Here is a 20,727-nt window from a genome sequence, read left to right as displayed (position 1 = left end):
TATCAAAGGTTGGGCTTTTTCTTGTTTATCCGTATTTGTTCTATTTTTCGATTTAAATTTCTTTTGGTTCTACTAAATCAATGTGACTAAAGTTCTTTGATAAGGGCGAGTCAGGTTTAGCGAAAATTGCAAATAAAGTACACCCTACTATTATGAGCGCTGCAGTAAATTCGATTGTACTGTTGAATCCTCTCAAAGTATTATTTCCTGCAAGATCTATTAGGTAACCACATACTAATGGTCCAACAATTCCTGATAGATTTTGAAATGAAATTCCAAGGCTAATCATTAAGCCGCGTCTATTTGGAAGTAAACTCATCATAATAATAGGACCGACATTTAATATGTTTGTCGTTAATCCTAGTGCTACTCCTAATATGATAATGACGAATACCGGTGCTTTTATAAGCGTAACGGAAAATAGTAATACGGCACTAATGACTTGTAAAATTGACGAGAACAAGACACGAGATGAACGTAAATTGTTGGATTTTTTGAATAATTTATCAGACCAAATAGAAGCACTCATTGATACAACCATATTAATAAGGCCGATTGATAATACGGCTAGTCCCATCTTTGTTTGTGATAAATGGATTCCTTTTACTAAATAGACAGGTAGCCATACAGAAATCCATACGACTAACCAAAAACTAGCAAAAAGATTAAGTAAAGTAAATAGTAAAGTAGGAGAGAATAAAATCGGTTTAAACTCTGACCATTTGAATTTTTCTACTGGCAATTTTTCGACCGTTGATTCAACTGAGGTTTTCGATTTGTCTTTTATTAATCCCCAAATAAGAACCCAAATTAAACTAACTACTCCTAATGCCACAAATGAAATTCTCCAGCCATATATTTGATTTACGTGAACTAAAACAGGTGTAAGTGCCATAGCTCCAATCATCGCACCTGCATTACATACTGAAATCGCCATTCCACGACGTTCTTCCGGAAATACTTTACTTAAATGACTGATCACAACAGGGCCGGCTGGACCTTCAAATACACCAAGCAGAATTCTATATAATAGAAGAAACGAGAAACTAGTTATGAAAAATGTACCGAATTGCAATAATGTCCATGCGACCAATAGAATCGATAACATTTTTTTTGTACCAATTTTATCTGACCAAGCACCTCCGACTACACTAGCTAGAGAAAAGAACCAGAAAAATATGCTTCCGAGTAAACCGTATTGTACATAGGATAGGTTAAAATCCTTTATGATAAAAACAGATGCGACACTTGTGGAGGATTTATCAGCAAAGTTAATAAGTGTTGCGATTAACAACATAATGAGAATTACCCAGCGTCTCATGTAAAGCACTCCCTTATAAATTAATTTTATATGCTTACTTGTTATTCCTACTCGTGCCGATTGGATCAGAAAGTATAGCATAGTGCCATACTTTCCATTTATTTCAACTTAATCGTTTTGTAATTTAAACGCTACTTTTTGAATAGTGCCTGTAAATGCGAAGTCTCCTAAATCTGCATAGTTTTTACTTACTGGTAAATACGCATCTCGCCCTATATCCAATCCTTCGATTGAAATCAAAAATGGTAAGGTTCTAGGCATATCTACTTCACCAACTTGATGATCATCGATAAATAGCCTTCCTTTTCCTTGTAAAGGTCCTGTTTTGGAAAATTCAAAGTGGAGTGTGGATTTTCCAACTGGTATTTCTAAATCGGATTCAATTTTATAGACTGTCCCTACATAATTATACTCATAAAATAAACGGTTATTTTGAATGTAAATTGTATATCCACTGTATTGATTTCCTTGTGCAATCAAAACGCCTTCGCAGTCATCACTTGGGCAATCAATAGGCACTGTAATTGAGTATGAACGATTTAATATAGGCGGTGATGCAAGACTATGACTCATTCCCGGAAAGAAAGTAAATTCTGTGCGAGATCTTACCTTATCATCCGGAGAGATATAAGCAAATAATTCAATCGTTTGATCAAGCAACGGAAGTGCATTAAATTCCATTACTTCATTCAACCAGATATCTTGTAATTCTTTAAGTTTTTCAGGGTATATTGCTGCCAAATCGTTACTTTGAGAAAAATCTTTGTTAATGTTAAATAGACTCCATTGATCTTCTTCAAATGGGGTTCCTTTCGTATGAAAAGAGATCGCCTTCCAGCCGTCATGCCAAATAGCACGCTGTCCTGCCATTAGAAAGTATTGGGTTTCCCGACTTGTATGTACTGAACGATCATCAAAAGTATATTGCATGCTCTTGCCGTGCAAAGGCATTTGCTTAACACCTTTGATTTCTTCTGGTGTACTTATTCCAGCAAGTTCCAAAACGGTTGGTGTAATATCAATAACGTGATGGAATTGGTCTCGGACAGTTCCAAAATCCTTGATCCGATTTGGGAAATGATAAATCAAGGGAACATGAATACCTCCGTCAAATGTTGTTTGCTTATAATACTTAAAAGGCGTGTTACTAGCTTGTGCCCAGCCACGAGGATAGTTAGGCTGTGAATTTGGTCCACCTATATCATCAATCCGATCTATCATACTTTCAGCAGTTGTTGGAACTCCGTTAAAGTAGGAAGTTTGTTCTAGAATCCCGTCAAACTCACCTTCTTGGCTTGCTCCATTATCCGATAGGAATACGATCATCGTATTATCCAATTGACCGATAGCTTCTAGAAAGTTAACGAATCTACCAATCTGCTCATCTGTGTGAGTAAGGAATCCCGCATATGTTTCTTGGAATCTTTCAAATAGACGTTTTTCATCTTGTGAAAGATTTTCCCATTCCTTTACACCAGGGTTTCGTTCAGCTAATACTGTATCTGTTGGTACAATTCCTAATGATTTTTGACGCTCCAGTCTTTCCTCGCGAATTTTATCCCAACCTTTGTTATAAGTACCTTTATACATATCGATATAAGTTTGAGAAACCTGGTGTGGTGAATGCTGTGCGCCAAAGGCAAGATACATGAAGAAAGGTTTCTCTGGATAAAATGAGGCATGATCAGAAACAAACTTTATCCCTTGATCGACTAGATCCTCTGAAAGATGATAATCTGATTTCTCCGGAGGCTCCACACTATGATTATCATAAACTAAACTAGGCGAATATTGATCTGTCATCCCTTCTAGAAATCCGTAAAATCGTTCAAATCCTTTTCCTAACGGCCAGTTATGAAAAGGGCCAGCAGCTGATTCTTCATAGATGGGTGCCAAATGCCATTTTCCTACAGCAAAAGTACTATAATCATTTTCTTTTAATATTTCTGCTATTGTACCTGCAGAAGGGTGTATTTTACCTCTTGTACTAGGGACATCAGGACCTAAATCAAAGTTTGAAAGAAGCCCCATACCGACAGAATGATGATTTCGCCCAGTTAATAAACTTGCTCTAGTTGGAGAACAAAGAGGTGTAACATGAAAGTTATTATAGCTCAATCCATTTTGAGCTAAACGATCGATATTAGGTGTCTTAATTTCCGAACCGTAACAACCTAGGTCAGAAAAACCCATGTCATCAAGTACAATGTATACAATATTGTTTTTCATATTCATAGCTCCTTAAAATAGAAATAAATGAATCGATTGATAGTACATTCTTGGTGTGAATGATTGAAAAGGTACATTTATATTTAAAAGTGTAAAAAATTAAGTAAAAGTAAAACGAAACATTTGTTAAGAAAGTATGTTTACTTACGCATCTTTAACGCATCGAAATCCCATATTTCCAGTTGAACTATCAGGTGTATTGGAGCTACGAGCAGCTACACGATAACGATTACAGTAAGATTCATGACAGAGATAGGAGCCACCACGAATTACTTTGGATGTACCTTGTGGAATTCCTTTAGGATTTTCATTTGAATCAAGAACATGATAGTTTGGACTGAACCAATCTGAACACCATTCCCATACGTTTCCTGAAACATTATATAAACCATAATAATTAGGAGGAAATGATCGAACTGGAGCTGTACTTATATAACCATCTAATGCTTGATTTTCATTTGGGAACTGGCCTTGCCAAATATTTGCATAATGTTCACCATTGGGATGTAATTCGTCGCCCCAAGCATATTTCTTTTGTTCTAAACCACCTCGAGCAGCGTATTCCCATTCAGCTTCAGTTGGTAGCCTTTTTCCAGCCCAATTGCAATAGGCTGTAGCATCATTCCAAGAAACATGAATGACAGGATGATCTAATCTTTTTTCAATCGTAGAGTCTGGTCCTTCAGGATGTCTCCAGTTTGCTCCTTCTACAACAAGCCACCAAGGCGTTTGTTGTACAAGTTGTGTAACATTTTTCTGTGTCTCAGAGGACACGAGAGAATGAAAAACAAAGGACCATCCATATAGTTCAGCTTCAGTTTTGTAGCCAGTATTCGTTACAAATTTTTCAAACTGAGAATTAGTAACAGTACAAGCATCTATATAGAATGGATTTACTTTTATTTTTCGTACAGGTCCTTCACCGTCTGCCTTGTAACCATCTGGATCATCTGTTCCCATCAAGAATTCTCCGCCGCGTAGATAAATCATGTCGTCGTAAGATTGCTTATTACAGCATTTAACGGCACTTATTCTATTATTTTGAGATAAGGTTGAATTTTGTTTACTTGGAGAACAGCAATCGCTCATTATTTCATATTCCATTTAAATCACTCACTTTAATTTATAGTTATCCTAGATGCAAGTTACATTATTTATTTCGTAATAATAAAAAAGAAAGATACATAAAAATCATGAATACTAATAGAGAAAATAAAATGGAAACAAAAATAATCGATTTGTTAGAAGGGATGTAAATACCTTTTTCGATTTCTTTTCTCTTTTTTGAATATTGAATGGTTGATAAAATACCTGTTATAAAACCAATTACACATGCGTAAATGCCAAGAAATATGACTAATAAATTTATAAACTTATTTGAACTAAACTTTATCGTAAAATGTAAAGAAGTAGTTAAAAATCCCACACCAGTAATCGATATTGCAGTTCGTATCCAGGCCAAAAAAGTTCGCTCGTTTGCTAAATGTTGTTGTGCAAATTTCACGCTTTCTCCATGTAATTCTTGCTTTTTTGTTAATGCTTCCATAACCATTCTCCAACTCATAAGCAATTTTTCTTTTGTTCTCAATGCAATAAAAAGGAACTCAAATATGAAGTTCCTTTTTAAACTGCCAAGAAAGATCCTAAGAGTAGCTGTTAACTAGGTTCCGTTTATTGAACTAATGCAGCTAATCCAGACCAAACTCCTAATGAAGTACCAGCTGTTATTCCACCATCTACAGTAATAGCCTGGCCTGTAATAAACTTAGAATCGTCGGAGCTTAAGAAGTGAACAAGAGCAGCTACTTCTTCAGGTAAACCAGAACGACCAAGAGGTGTAACAAGATCATTAATTGCTCTTTGTTCAGGAGCACCACTATTTTGTAACATTGGCGTATCAATTGTTCCAGGACAAATGCAGTTCACTCGAATATTTCGTGGGCTTAGCTCTAGTGCAGCAGTTTTTGTAATTCCGATAACTGCATGCTTTGATGCAACGTATGGTCCATAAGTTGGCACACCTTGTAGACCTGCAACAGACGCACTGTTAATAATAACGCCACCATCACTTAAGTATACGGCTCCGTGTTTTAATCCATATAACACACCCATTGTATTAACTTTAAAAGATACTTCATAATCTACAGATTCTGCATCCGAAATCATCACTAAACCTCTACCGATACCAGCATTGTTAAAAAGAATATCAATGCGACCATATGCTTCAACTGTTTTTTCTAGTAAAGCTTGTACTTCATTTTCTTTTGAAACATCTGTCTTAATAAATAAACCATCAATTTCTAATGCTAGTTTTGTTTCGTCAGTAAGATCAGCGACTACTACTTTAGCCCCAGCTTGATGAAAACGTCTAACGGTAGCAAGTCCAATACCTGAACCGCCTCCAGTGATTACTGCAACTTTTCCTTTAAGTGAAAACATAATAAATCGCTCCTTTTAGTATCTTTTGTTATTTTATGAATTTTCTGATATTTTAAATTAAAAGAGGGATAACTTAATTCGCATGACTCTTAATTAAGTTCATTTTTTCTTCATATGAAAGTTTTTCTGCCAGTGATAATTGCTCACTTAGTTGTGGTGGGAAGCAATAAAATACTTCTTTGTTCTCAATTCCTCTAATGTAATACTCTACACCTTCTTCAACACTTAACGGCTCTAATTTCATTCCGCCTTTTTTTAATTCTCCAGTTTTTGGATCAAGATTAGATTCAATCCATAATGGTGTTTTTACTGGACCAGGAGCAATAGCTGTAAATGTTAATTCAGGGTAGGACGTTGGCAACATTTCAGCTAAGCGGCGTACCCACATTTTACCAGCTGCATAACCAGGTAAACCCCATAATCCTAAGTAAGAAGACGCAGAAGAAGTCATAACAATATGTCCTTTACCTCTTGATTTCATCAAATCCAAAGCTGGAAAAACCGTATTTGCGACTCCATTTACACAAATTTTCGTTGCCCACATAATATCTTCAGGAGTATCTTCTGTTCTACTTTTACTTCCTGGTCTTTGTGCAGCAGCATTTGCAATAATTAAGTCTAGTGGCTTAATTTCATCGCATTCATTTATGACATTTTTCATAACTTCTTCATCCATAATATTTGCAATTTTAGTATGAACGGTAGCTCCTAACTCTTCACATGCTTTTTTAGCATTTTCTAAATTTGTAGGATTTATATCGATTAAAAAAATATGTGCATTTTCATTTTTACTATAATGCTTTGCTACACCTAAACCTAAGCCACTTGCTGCACCTGTAATTAAGATCGATTCATATTGACTCATTTTAAACCTCCTAAGATTGGGAATATCTAAAACTGTTAATCGAAAGTGAAAGCCCTAAAAATCTGTTCTAAAGTACTAAATTTTATTCAATTAAAATTTAGTTGATAAAATGCACCTCCAAGACTAATACATGATCGTTCAAACAAATAGAGAAGGATAAAAACTATTTTCATCTTTGACTTAATAGATCTCGGTGAATTTACAGAACCAACCTTGTTTTCGTAAAGTTTAATTTATTGTAAATCTACCTAGACGAATAGTGCAATCTAAGAAAGTGATTAGCAGAAAACGCTTCCACCTCTATAAAATTAATATACTTTTCCTTTAAGTTAATATAAAGTGTAAATAAGTGATAGTTAATTGAAAAAAATTCACTTAGATAAAAGTCTATCATAAAAGGTTAGTAATGAAATTGATACAAAGTGATTTTTTAGAAAAATGCTCCATACTCATACTAAAAAACGATCCAATGAAAGACCCATCTGAGTTATGAAATTGGGGTGAGGTACTGCGGTTACGCCGAGGAAAGGGAACTGATTTTAGCGAGCATCAACAATGTTATTGACAGAGCAAAGAGAAAAAGGGTGATGATTTGAATTTATTACAATTAGAGTACGTAATTGAGGTTGCTAAAACAAAATCATTAATTAGTGCAGCTGACAATCTTCATATTTCTCCGTCAGCTATAAGTAAAGCAATAACTAATTTAGAAACGGAACTTCAAACTAAGCTTTTTAATCGTTCGAGATTAGGTGCCGAGCTAACAGAAGAAGGTAAATTTATTGTCAGCAAAGCACATGAAATTATGCTAAAAGTAGAAGATATATCTGTTTTTGTACATCAGAATAATCATCCAGAAAAGGTCAATATATCAGTAAGTGCTAATACTAATGCTATGTTTGTTATCCCAAGCACACTTGCTTCATATAAAAAAAATTATCCTTATAGTCAAATTGAAATTTTTGAAAAAAAACCATATGCGATTCTATCAGACATTAAAACGGACAAAGCTGATTTTGGTATTACAGTATTTACTGACGAAATGGTCGCATCTAATCCAGAGTTGGAATTTGAAACAATTTACGAAGGTGCTACAGTAATATGTGTTAGCAAGAATTCTCAACTTGCCTACTTAGAATATGTTCAAGTTGAAGACCTTGTAAATCAGTCGGTCATTCTTTCGGAAGATCATCTTACGGAGGATTTTGTTAATGAATTAATACAGTATGTTCCCGAAATGAATATTTTGTTAACAACTAACAACGTAAACGTTATTTCCGAAACGGTATCTGAAGGACTGGGAGTTGTTTTCGCTATGAATATATTTTTAAATAGGGTCACAAATATTCAAAATGGAAATATTATTGCCATTCCATTTATCCATCCTCGTTCTCTGCGCTTTTCCTTTGGAATTGTTCGAACAAAACGGAAGAGATTGTCCGAACACAGTAAACAATTTATTAAAGCTTTTAAACAAAATTTCCAATGAGTAGATGGTTTAAATGAAAGCGAAGGAATACATGTTCTATATGTAATTATAAAGGATCCTCAATGGATCCTTTTTTATTCAGAGTGTTGAAATATAGAATGGTCAATCGTATTAGTAGAATATTTTTGATGTTAATATTCATGTTTTTTTATTTATGAACGATTTTAAATGTTAAATTGATTCAATAATTATAAATCGTTTAAGAACAATTTTAGCTAGATCAATTTAAATGATTAGTTTATAACTTGATTTTCAATCTCAATTAACTGATAAACTAATTACTATTCTGTTAGGTTACACTAAGTAAAGGATATTAAATTAGATTTATATCGTAAACTTTTTTCGATGAATTAGTTGATTGGAATGGAGGGATGCTCGACTCCTATGGGATATGCGGGAAGGGTGAGACCCCGCAGGCGCGCCGAGGAGGCTCAGCTCCCGCCCCATGGAAAGCGAGCATCTCGTAGTGGAAATCAACATCACTCTACTCCTTTTACGAAAATTTTTGATCATTAATTGTCAATATTGTTTTTCAACAGCGTGAATGAAAAAGGATCTTTTTTTATTTGCGATAGTTGAAAAAAATTCAATCAACTGTCACTTTTTTGCACTTTAAATTAACTTAAAGGAAAAGTATATTGAATTTAAGGTAGATAAATCGCTTGTTCTACATTTAGTATTGCGAGCTAAATGAAGTAAAACTGTTATTAACTTCGCTGTTTAGTATGAACTACCTAGTATTTGCAATGGAGGTGTAATATATCATTTCATCATTTCTGCTAAAATAATTGGAATTAATTTTGAAATTAAGAAATAGTTTTTTATGCAATTAAATTTCAGAAAATTTAAAAAACAATGTTGCTAGATTGATATATTATGTTTTCCTTTGAGGGAAAAGTTACTTTGCTTTTTATTACTTACGTTCTGATGATGCTAGATTTATTACAGGACAAGTAATTACAGTGAATGAACGCGTTACTGATGATACCTAAAAAGGTGTCTAGTATAAAAAACAAAAAAATTGAAAATGAAAGAGGGATTTAAAATGGCAGAATATCCATTATTAGAATCAGTTTACATGAACCCGGAGGAATTACCATGGATTCCATGGATGGAAGGCGTTCAGTTTAAATTACTAAAAGCAAACCCAATAAATGGTCAATTTTTTGTTTTATTACAAGCTTCAAAAGGTGCAGTAATGCCTGCACATTATCATCATGGTACAGTTATTGTTTACACGATTCAAGGAGCATGGAACTATGAAGGTGAAGAATGGGTTTCTAAAGCAGGAGATGTTATTTTTGAACCAGCAGGATCACTTCATACACCAAAAATGCTAAGTGAAGAAGATGTTATTGTTTTAAACATTTTAGATGGATTATTGGATTTCCAGGACGATGAAGGAAACTCAATCTTAAAATTAAATTGGGTAGCTGCTCTTGATATGTACAAAGCATATTGTGATGCTACTGGAACAGAATTTAAGGATTTAACAAAGTTTTAATTTTTGACTAAGTTATAAAATCAGTTAACCCCTCCTTTATTAAAGGGGGGGTTAATAACTTTATAACAATAGATTAGAACGTGTCAATATTACGAAACTTGTTAAATTTTCATATGTATCTTAAAGCAAAGTATAAGATGTGTTTCTTATATTTAAGATTTTCCTGAGTAGGTTTCATACCTGAATATAATCATTTATTCATAGATCAAGAGGAGCTGAATTATGAGTTACAATTTAAGTGGAAATTTAAAAAGCAGTGCAGCATTGTATCCAAATCGTTTTGTATATTCATTTTTAGATCAAAGTGTAACTTATCAAGAATTAGATGCAATGGTTGATAAAGTTGCATCAGGATTATATGACAAGGGTATAGGTAAAGGGGATCGAGTAGCGTTAGTACTTGGAAATTGTCCTGAATTTGTGATTGCATATTATGGAATATTACGTGCAGGTGCATCAGTCGTGCCGATTAATCCTAATTTTACTTCCCGTGAAATTACTTACATTTTATCTAATAGTAAAGCTAAGGCCGTTATCGCAAGCTATGGATTAAGTCAATTACTGTCTTCGTTAGTAAATAAGCTAGAAAATTTACAAATGACTTTCTACACAGAATCCCTTAATCCTTTTAATAGCTGGGAACAACTACTTCAAAGCTCGGAAAATGAATTTGTTCCACCTTCTATCAATGAGAATGATCTTGCGGTTGTCTTATATACATCAGGAACAACAGGAAATCCAAAAGGTGCAATGCTATCTCATCGAAATATGGGTTCGAATGCGGAAACTTTTGGGGAATATTTTGGTTATACGCAAGATGATCGGATTATTGCGACGTTACCAATGTTTCATGTGTTTTGTATGACAGTTTGTATTAATACGCCTATTAAATGTGGAGCCCACATTTTAATTATTCCAAAGTTTAATCCTACCGAAGTAGTAAATACAATAAGCAGAGAAAAAGCAACATTGTTTGCTGGCGTTCCAACTATGTATCGTTTTATGATGCAAGTAAATGCAACGGCTGAAGATTTTTCTTCAATTAGAGCATGTTTCTCAGGTGGTGCTTCATTACCACTTGACTTACTTAATCAATTCCAAGAGAAATATAAAGTTGATATATTAGAAGGCTATGGTTTATCTGAAACAGCTCCTATCACTACATTTACACCTTTAAATGGAATTAGAAAACCAGGTTCGGTAGGTTTAAATTTTCCAAATGTTATTAATAAGATTGTTGATCCTAATGGTTTGGAAGTACCAGTTGGCGAAATTGGAGAGTTAATTGTTCAAGGGCCAAACGTTATGTTAGGTTATTTAGAAATGCCTGAAGCAACGTTTGCTTCGATAAAAAATGGTTGGTTTTATACAGGAGACTTAGCAAAGATGGACGAGGATGGGTATTTTTATATAATCGACCGTATAAAAGATTTAATTATTGTAGGTGGTTATAATGTCTATCCAAGAGAAGTAGAAGAGGTATTATATCAACATTCAGCAGTTGTTGAAGCAGTTGTAATTGGAATTCCAGATAGTAACTTTGGAGAAAGTGTAAAGGCATTTGTTGTTTGTAACGATCAAAATATTTCAATTGAGGAGATTATGTTATTTGCACAAGAAAGATTAGCAAAGTACAAGTATCCTAGAGAAATTGAAATATTATCTGAACTTCCAAAGAATAGTACTGGTAAAATTTTAAGAAGAACTTTACGTCCTTCGGTAGGAGTAAATAAATAGTTTGTAAGAACTTTATTTTTCATAGATAACTGTATTTTTTCGTTTGTCAAAACCTGAAATCTAATTCATGGAAACTAGTGAATAAAAAATGGATGTTAGTCGTAAACAGGCAATCTATTATTCGGAAAATGATTTTTTATCCTTTGATCCGTCTAGATATAGGGAGAGTTATGCCTATAAGCTCAAAAAATAGGGACGAAAAGAGGAGGTTTTATATGCAACAAATTAATAAGAAATTTTCATTATTCACCATTAGTTTGATTTTATTGTGTATAGGTATAAGTTGGACCTTTTCTCTTCAAAAAGGATTCGCAGTAGAAAAAGGTTATACTACAACTGTAAATTTAAATGTAAGATTAGGACCTTCTACGAAATACACTATTTTAGGAAATATCAAAAAGGGCGAACATGTAGATGTAAAGAGTTCAGCAGTGAACGGATGGTACCAGATTCTCTATAAAGGGAAAAAAGGGTATGTAAGCAGTAAGTACGTGAAAATCACAAATAAAAAAGAAGGCCCGGCTATCGCTAAAATCTATACAACAACGGTTAATTTGAATGTACGAACAGGACCTTCCACGAAAAATGCAATTTTAGGGAATATCAAAAAAGGCAAACAAGTAGACGTGAAGAGTTCAGCAGCGAACGGATGGTACCAGATTCTCTATAAAGGGAAAAAAGGGTATGTAAGTAGTAAGTTTGTGAAAATCACAAATAAAAAAGAAGGCCCCGCTATCGCTAAAAACTATACAACAACCGTTAATTTGAATGTACGAACAGGACCTTCCACGAAATATGCAATTTTAGGAAATATCAAAAAAGGCGAAAAATTAGACGTGAAGAGTTCAGCAGTGAACGGGTGGTACCAAATTCTCTATAATGGAAAAATTGGATATGTAAGTAGTAAGTACGTGAAAATCACAAATAAAGAACGTTGGGAAGAAGAAGTAATTCCTGTGGTGGCAAAACCGGACGATCTTACGGTTTTAATTAATAAACAGAATAAATTGCCGGTAAATTTTGTGCCGAAAAACTTAATGAATTCAGGGATTACGTTTCCGTTTACGAATAGCACTGAAAAACAGAAATTAAGAAAAGAAGCAGCCTATGCCATTCAGAGATTAGTTCATGATGCGAAAAAATCAGGGTACACGATTGTTGGCATTTCTGGTTATCGTTCGTTCGAGACACAAGTTTCGTTATTCGAAGATTACGTCAAAAAGGATGGATATGAAAAAGCGCGTTTGTATAGTGCGATCCCTGGCACAAGCGAACATGAAACAGGCCTTGCAATTGACGTAGGTAACAGTAGTGCAACCTGCGCTGCTAAAGATTGTTTTCAGAACACAAAAGAAGCGAATTGGTTGCAGCTTCATGTAGCAGAATATGGCTTTATCATTCGTTACCCAAAGGGAAAAGAAGCTATTACTGGATATAAATATGAACCATGGCATCTGCGTTATGTTGGAGAAGAAGTAGCTAAAGATATCATGAAACAGGGAATCACATTAGAGGAATATCTTAAGGGGCTATTGGTAAAACAAGATTCATCAGATCTCCTTTCATTGGTGTCCGTAAAATAATCGCTTCAAAATGCAGGAACATTATCATTAACTTCCAGATATAGTCATAAAAACGTTCTTTAGATAAAGTTTAAGAGCTATTAAGCAGTAATTACTGAAAATGGTAATATTCTAAGACGGATAATCAAAACTCTAAGAGAAGACTAGAAACCTAAACTGAACTGCACCCAAATTGTTAGATTCAACTAACAATCGGGTGCAGATTTTTTTGTATTTGGAAGTATGTTTAAAATCACTTAACATATGTTAATAATTGCGTTATATACAACAAAAAAAACTAGTGTTAAAGTCGACTTAACAATGCTAAAATACTACATTTTAATAGAAAAAAAGACAAAATATTAATGGGAATTAGGTGTTTACAATTACAAACCAAATTTTAAATAGGTTTGTTCATAAAATTGCATAATCGTTTTTAAAGGAGTAACTATGTATATTGAAAAACTCTATTATATCGTTGAAGTTGCAAAAGAACGGTCTATTTTAAAAGCAGCTGAAAATCTTCATATAACCTCATCTGTTATTAGTCAGTCTATTTCACAATTAGAAAGGGAATGGGGAGTTACCCTTTTTATACGTACACGGACCGGTTCGATATTAACTGATGAAGGGAAAGTCATTCTAAAAAAAGTCTTAGATACGCTTTCAAAATATCAGGAGTTAAAAGCTGAAATCAATACTCAAAAAAACGTAAAGGAAGCTAATTTAAAAATATCGTATTCTGCAGTTGCCTCTGACCTGATTTTTAATTCATTAATTAAATATAAGGATGATTATCCTCACGTCGATACGCTCGTTCAAGAAAAAGATTCATTAGAAGTACTTTTAAATATAAAAACAGGTAAAACGGATATTGGCGTATTAGCAATAAGTGAAAGTTTACTAAAAGAAGAAACAGACATTCGTTATGAAAAACTTTGTGAAAGCAATCTATGTGTGCTTGTAAGTAAAAATTCTTCATTAGTAGATTATGACTGTTTAACGCCAAAAGATTTAATAAATGAACAATTTGTTTTATATAGTTCATCAGCCATGGAAGCATTTTACAATCTTTACTTTAGTAAATCGAAAATATATTATTCTACAAACAATATGGAATTAATAAAAAGGGTAGTAAAAGAAAATAAAGCGATAACAATTGCCTGTGAAATTGGAACGAAATATGACCCTTATATCGTAAATGGTGATATTGTTCCAATCAGACTTAGGGCACTTGAATATTCAATCATTCCATTCTGGGTTATCTATTCTTGGAATAATCCTATTTCTAATTTTGGTTCTGAGTTTTTAAAGTATTTAAAATTAGGTAATGTGGATTTTGCTTAAACAATCGTAAAAGTAATCATTTTAACTGATTTTTATTATTTATGTAAAACTATTTTTCACTCGTGATAGGAGAATCATGATGAATCAACTACTTCTTTATGAATTTAAGACTTATATGAAAATAAAAAAATTCAACAAAAAGGAACTTGCGACCAATTCGGGTATTCATATTAGTGATATTAGTAGAATTTTTAATAATAAAAAAGCCCTTTCGATTCGATATTTAGATGCAATTACGAAAGCATTTGACCTACCAATAGGTTTTTTTTATTCCAAATATGCGTATTTATGTTTCAACCAAAATCGTTCACTAAATAAGCGTAGAAGTATTGATTATCTTCATAATTGTGTAATGAACAATTTTAATGATGAATTTACAGCGATGATTTCAATTATATTAGAAGAAAACTCTAAGATCATCCGAACAAAGAACTTACAAATTCTTTTTTTAGTTGCGGAAAAATTGTTTTTAGAGGGACATGAAAAGGAATCTCTACCAATTTATGACATCATCATTAACCATATGCCAGACCACTCAGATGAGGAAGTTAGTATAAGTTATTTCCGAAAATACTATATCACTCGATTAACAGAAGAAGGTCAATCTGTTTTAGGACAAGTATTAGAAAATTTGAAATATATGCCTGAGAAATACCAAGAGCTAACGCTTTTATGGATTACAAATACAAAATATATGTTAAAAGAATGGGATAAGTTGCTATATTATGCAAAACGACTAGAAAAAATAGCTAAAAATAAGGATCATTTTGGACGAGCGTTAATGTATCAATGTATTGCATTAAGGAAATTAGATAAAAATAAAAAAGATGTAATGGAATTAATTGACCGTTATGAAAAGGTCAATGAATATTTTGCAGAAATTGCAGTGGGAAATCGTTTTGTTGCTTTGATTGATTTTGGAGAGCTACACTATGTGGATGATTACTATGAATGGATTAAAGATAGAGACGATTTATATGTAGGAATCCCAAGAATTCTTGAAGCGTATGTAAGACTCGGTAGATTTGATGATGCATTAAAATTAATAAATTCTCATGGAACTGAAATTGCTGCTTTGGAAAGTAGTGCAGATTTATTTAAACAACAGCTATATTTAGACTATTGTTTTGCACTCGCTCTCTTAAAATGTGAAACTAGTATGTCTATTGAAGGATTGGATGATTTCATTGTAGTTGCTATGAAAATGAAAAATGTTGGAATGTATGAAAAGATAAATCAATGTCTACTTGCGATTTGGCATTATAAAGAATTTTTAACGCCACAATTAGAAATTAAATATATTCAGTTGTTAAGTAATGGTAATTCTCGACAAATTTCATGAATATGTTACAAAAAGAACTCTATATGGTCTTAAACTTGACTAGTAGACTAGCTATCCCTTATCTGGATGGGATTTTCTAAGTGTCTATAGTGAGTGTCAGATTAAAGAAGAGTTCTTTTTTATTGGATTTTATCAGTAAAAGAAGAAATTTGATTGGAATTATCATTAAAATGAAACCTGTCAAACGAAAGAATTTTTAACCTTAGATTTAGAAATAAACTTTATATAATTGCTAAATATTTATAAGTATTTGCGAAATCAATCAATAATTTACATGAATAACTCCGAAGTTAGTTCTTTTCTTTGTCGGATTTTATCAATAAAAGAAGAAAGTTTGATTATAATTATCAGAATATTAAAAATAGTCAAATGTCCGTATAATGAAAATGTAGGAAAAAAAGTATGAAGAGGAGAATAAGATGAAACGAATTATCAAAGGTACTGCAGTTTTCACACTTAGTACGGGGGTACTATTAAGTTCTTTACCAATTCATTATTATCATCAAATGGCAAAGGCAACATCGCCAGACTCTATTGAGCAAGTACTCGCAAAACTTTCACCAGAACAACGCCAGGCACTTAAACAATTACAAGTGACTAGCGAGGAAGGACTACAGTTACCATCTTCGGTAGATTTAGAGAGTTCAGATAAACTATCAGTAATTGTTGAATTTAAAGATCAGCCAGCAAAAGTTGCAGTTTTAGAAGAAGCTGCAAATGGGAATAGTTTATCACTTTCAGAAGCTGAACAAAAAGCAAACACAGCACAAGATACATTTAAAAATGATTTACAAACAATTTATAAAGATGATTTAAAAGAGAATAATAAATTGTTCAAAATTAAACGCACATATAAAAGCTCACTAAATGGTGTTTCAATTGAACTGCCAGCAAATAAAGTAAAATCATTATTAGACTCGAAAATGGTTAAAGCAGTTTGGCCAAATAGTATCATTAAAGTTGAGCCTACTAGTCCAGAAGGCACTGAAGGATCTAGTGATTCGAAAAAAGTTGCAACTGAAGTATTCCCAGGAATTAATAAATTACATGAAGAAGGTTTTACAGGGAAAGGGATTAAGGTTGGGGTAATTGATACAGGAATTGATTACAACCATCCTGACTTAACGGACGCATATAAAGGGTATCGTGCACAACCAGGTGTCGATCCAAAGTCAATTAGTCAAAGCTCTGTGAAAGGCTGGGATTTTGTCGATAATGATGCCGATCCAATGGAGACTACTTACGACGATTGGAAAAAATCTGGCCTTGCTGAAACATCTAATGGAGCAACATTTTATACAGAACATGGGACACATGTATCAGGAATCATTGCAGGACGTGGCAAAAATAATGCTGATTATGCAGTAACTGGAGTAGCACCAGATGCTGACCTTTATGTTTATCGTGTATTAGGAAAATTTGGTTCAGGTTCAACTGAAAATGTATTAGCTGGAATTGATAAATCTGTAACTGATGGCATGGATGTAATCAATTTATCGCTTGGTAGTAATTCGAATGATCCTGAGAATATTGAAAGTCTTGCACTTAACAACGCAGTACTTTCAGGAGTCACAGCAGTAGTAGCTGCAGGGAATGCTGGAGACGGAATGTATACACTTGGCTCACCAGGAGCAGCTGCGTTAGCAATTACAGTTGGAGCAAATGATACAAAAACTGAAATCGCTACTTCTAAAGGAACTTTGCATGGAACAACAGAAGTACAAGCTGATTTGAAATTATTAGGTATGGGTTTTGGTGACAAGGTTGAGAGCTTAAAAGGACAAAATCTACCAATCGTCTTTATACCAAATACAGGATCACCAGCTGACTATAATGGAAAAGATGTAACAGGAAAAATTGTATTCGTAAATAGAGGTACTAATGCACTTGTTGATAAAGTGAAAGAAGCGCAAAAACATGGAGCTAAAGCAGTGATTATGGCGAATAATGTGGCTGGAGAAGGATTTATACCTGCATATTTGGGTGGAGGCTATGGTATGATTCCAGCATTCTCTATGTCAAAAGAGCAAGGAACGATATTGCAATCAAAAATTACTTCTGATACAGCGATATTCACATTTGATGAAATGGGAAAACTGACTGATGAAGGTAGCAAATTGGCAAGTTTCAGTTCCCGGGGTCCAGCTCGTATCACGTATGATATTAAACCAGAAGTAACGGCACCAGGTGTATCTGTATTCTCAACAGTTCCTTCTTATATGCACGGAGCAGATCAAATTGGTAACTATCAATATGCATATGATAATTTATCAGGTACTTCAATGGCTACACCGAATGTGGCTGGTGTTGCCGCTTTATTAAAACAAGCGAATCAAGATATGTCACCTGCTCAAATTAAAGAGACATTAATGAACACAGCGGATCCTTTAAATGGAAGTTATAGTGTGTTTGAATCTGGTGCAGGTCAAGTTGATCCATATGAAGCAATCCACTCGCAAACAAGAATCGAAGTTATGGACGAAACAAAAGGAGTACTAGATAAAAAAGGTAATCTAAAAACAGTCAAAGATTTAACTGGTGCCCTTTCATTTGGCGTGTTTGCACCAGCTGGTACAAATGTAAGCGATCAACGTTCTCTAAATATCTATAATAATAGTAATCAAGCAAAAACATATGACGTAAATGTTAAGTTCCAAACAGGTCGAAGAGGCTCATTAGATGCAGATGCGAATGGAGTCATGATTGTCACAGATAAGTCGATTAAAGTAGCAGCAAATTCGAAAAAGAAATCGGTTGTTGCAATTACAGTGCCGAAACCAGCAGCACTTGGTATTTATGAAGGATACGTAACGTATACAAATCATTCAAATCCAGATGAAACATATCAAGTCCCATTTGCAATTAAAACAGTCGAAGAAGGAATTAACCCTGTCACAATGAGTCCACAAGCATTTACACAAGTATTTGATTCTGCATATTCAGGACAATTAGTCTATACAAACGCATTGTTTAGTATCAAATCACATATGCGTACGATTGATGTTATTCTTGAAGATGGAAAAACGAACAAAGATTTGGGCTTCATTGGTACCATGGATACATTAGGTATGAATGAAAATGTGAATTATATCGTTCAAAAAATTTTTAATGGATATTACTACAAAGCAACAGGTGATTCAGAACATCCATTTGCTTATGATACAGATATAGCGAAACCAGGATACTATAAATTAAAATTAATTGGCACAAATGATGCAGGAAAAACATTTGCGCAAGAAGCACCTTTCTATTTTGATAACACAGCTCCAAAAATGACGATTAATAGTCCAGATGTCGTTGAATATAAAAATGGTCAAAGTACAGTGAACTTTACTGGTTCGGTATATGACAAAGAAACAGCAGAGATGCAAGAAGTTGGCATGAATTTTAATCAAGGTAGTACGAAAGTATATTATTTAGATAATTTTGGCGGAAGAGCAACTTCTGTACCTGTAAATCCAGATGGTACATTCTCAGTTAATATTCCAACAAACCCTACAAGAGCAATGTTACTTTCATTCTACGCAATAGATGCGGCATCAAATAAAACATTTAAAGAAGGTAGAGAAATTCTCGTTACAAGAGACGACGTTGCCTATGGATACATGTCACCTGAAAAACGATCTGCAAAAATGGGAGAAACAGCTCTTGCTACGTTAACTTTAAATAAAGTAAGCAATGTAAAACAAGCTGTTTATAAGTTTTATCATTACACTGATGTAGCATCGATGAATGTTACGCCAAATCCAAGTGTTGCAGATAAAGTCAATGTAAATGTTACTGATAAGTTATTTGCTGGAAGTTTATATGAGGCGACAGTTACAGTTTCATTAAAGGATGGGGTAGATCCATTATCAGGAAATCTTGCATTAGCAGATTTATCATTTACAATGAGTAACGAATACACTGCATACCCTGTATTGTTCCAAAATTCAATGTCAACAACGTATACTGATACGAATAATACGACAAAAACTGCAATAAGTGGAAATCCAGCGATTGATTATTTAGAACCAACGTATTCACTTGCTCGTGGTATTAACAAAGCTGAGGCATTTTTGACTCCTGCTGGAGAAGCAAATCAACAATATGATTATTCAAAAATGGGCATTAAAATAAAAGCTACAAATTCCAACGGAACGGTATACAATGGAGTGATTCCTTCGGGTGCTGGACCTTCAGTAGGATTCAAAGTCCCAAATTTACCATTAACTGATGATCAATACGAACTTGAATTCAATGTTCCAGGACATTTTACAGTACACAAAGACTTTACAATCGGATTCCATGATGATGGAAAAGTCACTTATCAAAATCTATTCTTACGCCTTAACTCCGCTAATGCAGGTGATGTAAATAAAGATGATGTAATCGATGTAATGGATGCAATTTATCTTCAAACATACTGGGGAACTAACAAACGTGAAGCAGATATTAACTTTGATGGAGTTGTAGATACAAAAGATATGGCTTTTGTTGAAGAAAATTACTTAATGCAAAATCCAACTATTAATTATGCACCTACACCTAAAAAGAAATATAAATCACAAACATTAGAAACAGTGAAGAGTGAATTAGGAATAAAATAAGTATAAATAAGAGCTACTATGCAGATCCCCCTGTCAAGTAGACAATGAAAAAAGAGTATAGTAAGCTGCGGCCTTTTCTCGATATTCTATCGGGGAAAGGTCGTTTAATTTTTCTTGGAATCGATCGGTATTATAGAAATAGATATACTCATTGATCGCATCCACTATTTCTTTCTTAGTTTTTGGATTCACCAAATACAACTTTTAGTCTTAACTATGTCAAGAAGACTATCCATCCGTTTTATCGGATGGACTTTTCTAAGTGTCTACTATGAAGGGATAATATCATAAACGAGTTCTTTT

At 33.7% G+C, this 20,727-nt stretch carries 13 protein-coding genes and 1 pseudogene; 7 read left to right on the top strand and 7 right to left on the bottom strand.

Translation table 11 applies throughout. The features are described from left to right. Window positions 1–52 precede the first annotated feature (52 nt). From COI44_RS08995 to COI44_RS08970, 6 genes are all read right to left on the bottom strand, one after another. The gene (locus tag COI44_RS08995) at window positions 53–1,321 is read right to left on the bottom strand and encodes an MFS transporter (RefSeq protein WP_179887057.1); all 1,269 of its coding nucleotides are present in this window, start codon (window positions 1,319–1,321) and stop codon (window positions 53–55) included. 108 nt (window positions 1,322–1,429) lie between these two features. Continuing rightward, complete coding sequence (locus COI44_RS08990) at window positions 1,430–3,550, bottom strand: arylsulfatase (protein ID WP_179887056.1); 2,121 nt, start codon at window positions 3,548–3,550, stop codon at window positions 1,430–1,432. A 144-nt stretch (window positions 3,551–3,694) separates the two neighbouring features. Beyond that, complete coding sequence (locus COI44_RS08985) at window positions 3,695–4,654, bottom strand: formylglycine-generating enzyme family protein (RefSeq protein WP_098427633.1); 960 nt, start codon at window positions 4,652–4,654, stop codon at window positions 3,695–3,697. Window positions 4,655–4,700: 46 nt separating this feature from the next. Then, entirely contained in the window at window positions 4,701–5,096 is a 396-nt protein-coding gene (locus tag COI44_RS08980) for a YidH family protein (RefSeq protein ID WP_098427632.1), read from the bottom strand. 125 nt (window positions 5,097–5,221) lie between these two features. After that, window positions 5,222–5,989, bottom strand: coding sequence for an SDR family NAD(P)-dependent oxidoreductase (locus tag COI44_RS08975; RefSeq protein ID WP_098427631.1), 768 nt, complete (start codon window positions 5,987–5,989; stop codon window positions 5,222–5,224). Window positions 5,990–6,062: 73 nt separating this feature from the next. Then, window positions 6,063–6,854, bottom strand: a complete 792-nt coding sequence (locus tag COI44_RS08970; RefSeq protein ID WP_098427630.1) for an SDR family NAD(P)-dependent oxidoreductase — start codon at window positions 6,852–6,854, stop codon at window positions 6,063–6,065. 592 nt (window positions 6,855–7,446) lie between these two features. On the opposite strand from COI44_RS08970, the gene COI44_RS08965 reads away from it, so the two are divergent. From COI44_RS08965 to COI44_RS08935, 7 genes are all read left to right on the top strand, one after another. After that, window positions 7,447–8,343: a LysR family transcriptional regulator gene (locus tag COI44_RS08965; protein ID WP_098427629.1), complete on the top strand. Its 897-nt coding sequence runs from the start codon at window positions 7,447–7,449 to the stop codon at window positions 8,341–8,343. A 1,045-nt stretch (window positions 8,344–9,388) separates the two neighbouring features. Next, a complete protein-coding gene (locus COI44_RS08960) occupies window positions 9,389–9,847 on the top strand; it encodes a 2,4'-dihydroxyacetophenone dioxygenase family protein (RefSeq protein ID WP_286163836.1) in 459 nt (152 codons plus the stop codon). Between the two features lie 222 nt (window positions 9,848–10,069). Continuing rightward, complete coding sequence (locus COI44_RS08955; RefSeq protein WP_098427627.1) at window positions 10,070–11,584, top strand: long-chain-fatty-acid--CoA ligase; 1,515 nt, start codon at window positions 10,070–10,072, stop codon at window positions 11,582–11,584. Between the two features lie 215 nt (window positions 11,585–11,799). Further along, complete coding sequence (locus COI44_RS08950) at window positions 11,800–13,167, top strand: SH3 domain-containing protein (RefSeq protein ID WP_179887055.1); 1,368 nt, start codon at window positions 11,800–11,802, stop codon at window positions 13,165–13,167. Between the two features lie 429 nt (window positions 13,168–13,596). Beyond that, window positions 13,597–14,493, top strand: coding sequence for a LysR family transcriptional regulator (locus tag COI44_RS08945; RefSeq protein WP_098427625.1), 897 nt, complete (start codon window positions 13,597–13,599; stop codon window positions 14,491–14,493). A gap of 79 nt (window positions 14,494–14,572) precedes the next feature. Next, window positions 14,573–15,835 carry a helix-turn-helix domain-containing protein gene (locus COI44_RS08940; RefSeq protein WP_098427624.1) on the top strand — a complete coding sequence of 421 codons (1,263 nt, stop codon included), beginning with the start codon at window positions 14,573–14,575 and terminating at the stop codon, window positions 15,833–15,835. Window positions 15,836–16,254: 419 nt separating this feature from the next. Then, window positions 16,255–20,424, top strand: coding sequence for a S8 family serine peptidase (locus COI44_RS08935; RefSeq protein WP_098427623.1), 4,170 nt, complete (start codon window positions 16,255–16,257; stop codon window positions 20,422–20,424). Window positions 20,425–20,457: 33 nt separating this feature from the next. Here COI44_RS08935 and COI44_RS08930 read toward each other — a convergent pair. Beyond that, window positions 20,458–20,628: pseudogene (locus COI44_RS08930) on the bottom strand (IS3 family transposase); the annotation flags it as partial. Between the last annotated feature and the right edge of the window lie 99 nt (window positions 20,629–20,727).

It is taken from the genome of Bacillus sp. AFS088145, from assembly GCF_002564465.1.
In the GTDB taxonomy this organism is placed as follows: domain Bacteria; phylum Bacillota; class Bacilli; order Bacillales; family Bacillaceae_G; genus Gottfriedia.
The sequence above is the reverse complement of the archived record's forward strand: the minus strand, read 5'-3'. Positions and strand labels throughout refer to the sequence as shown.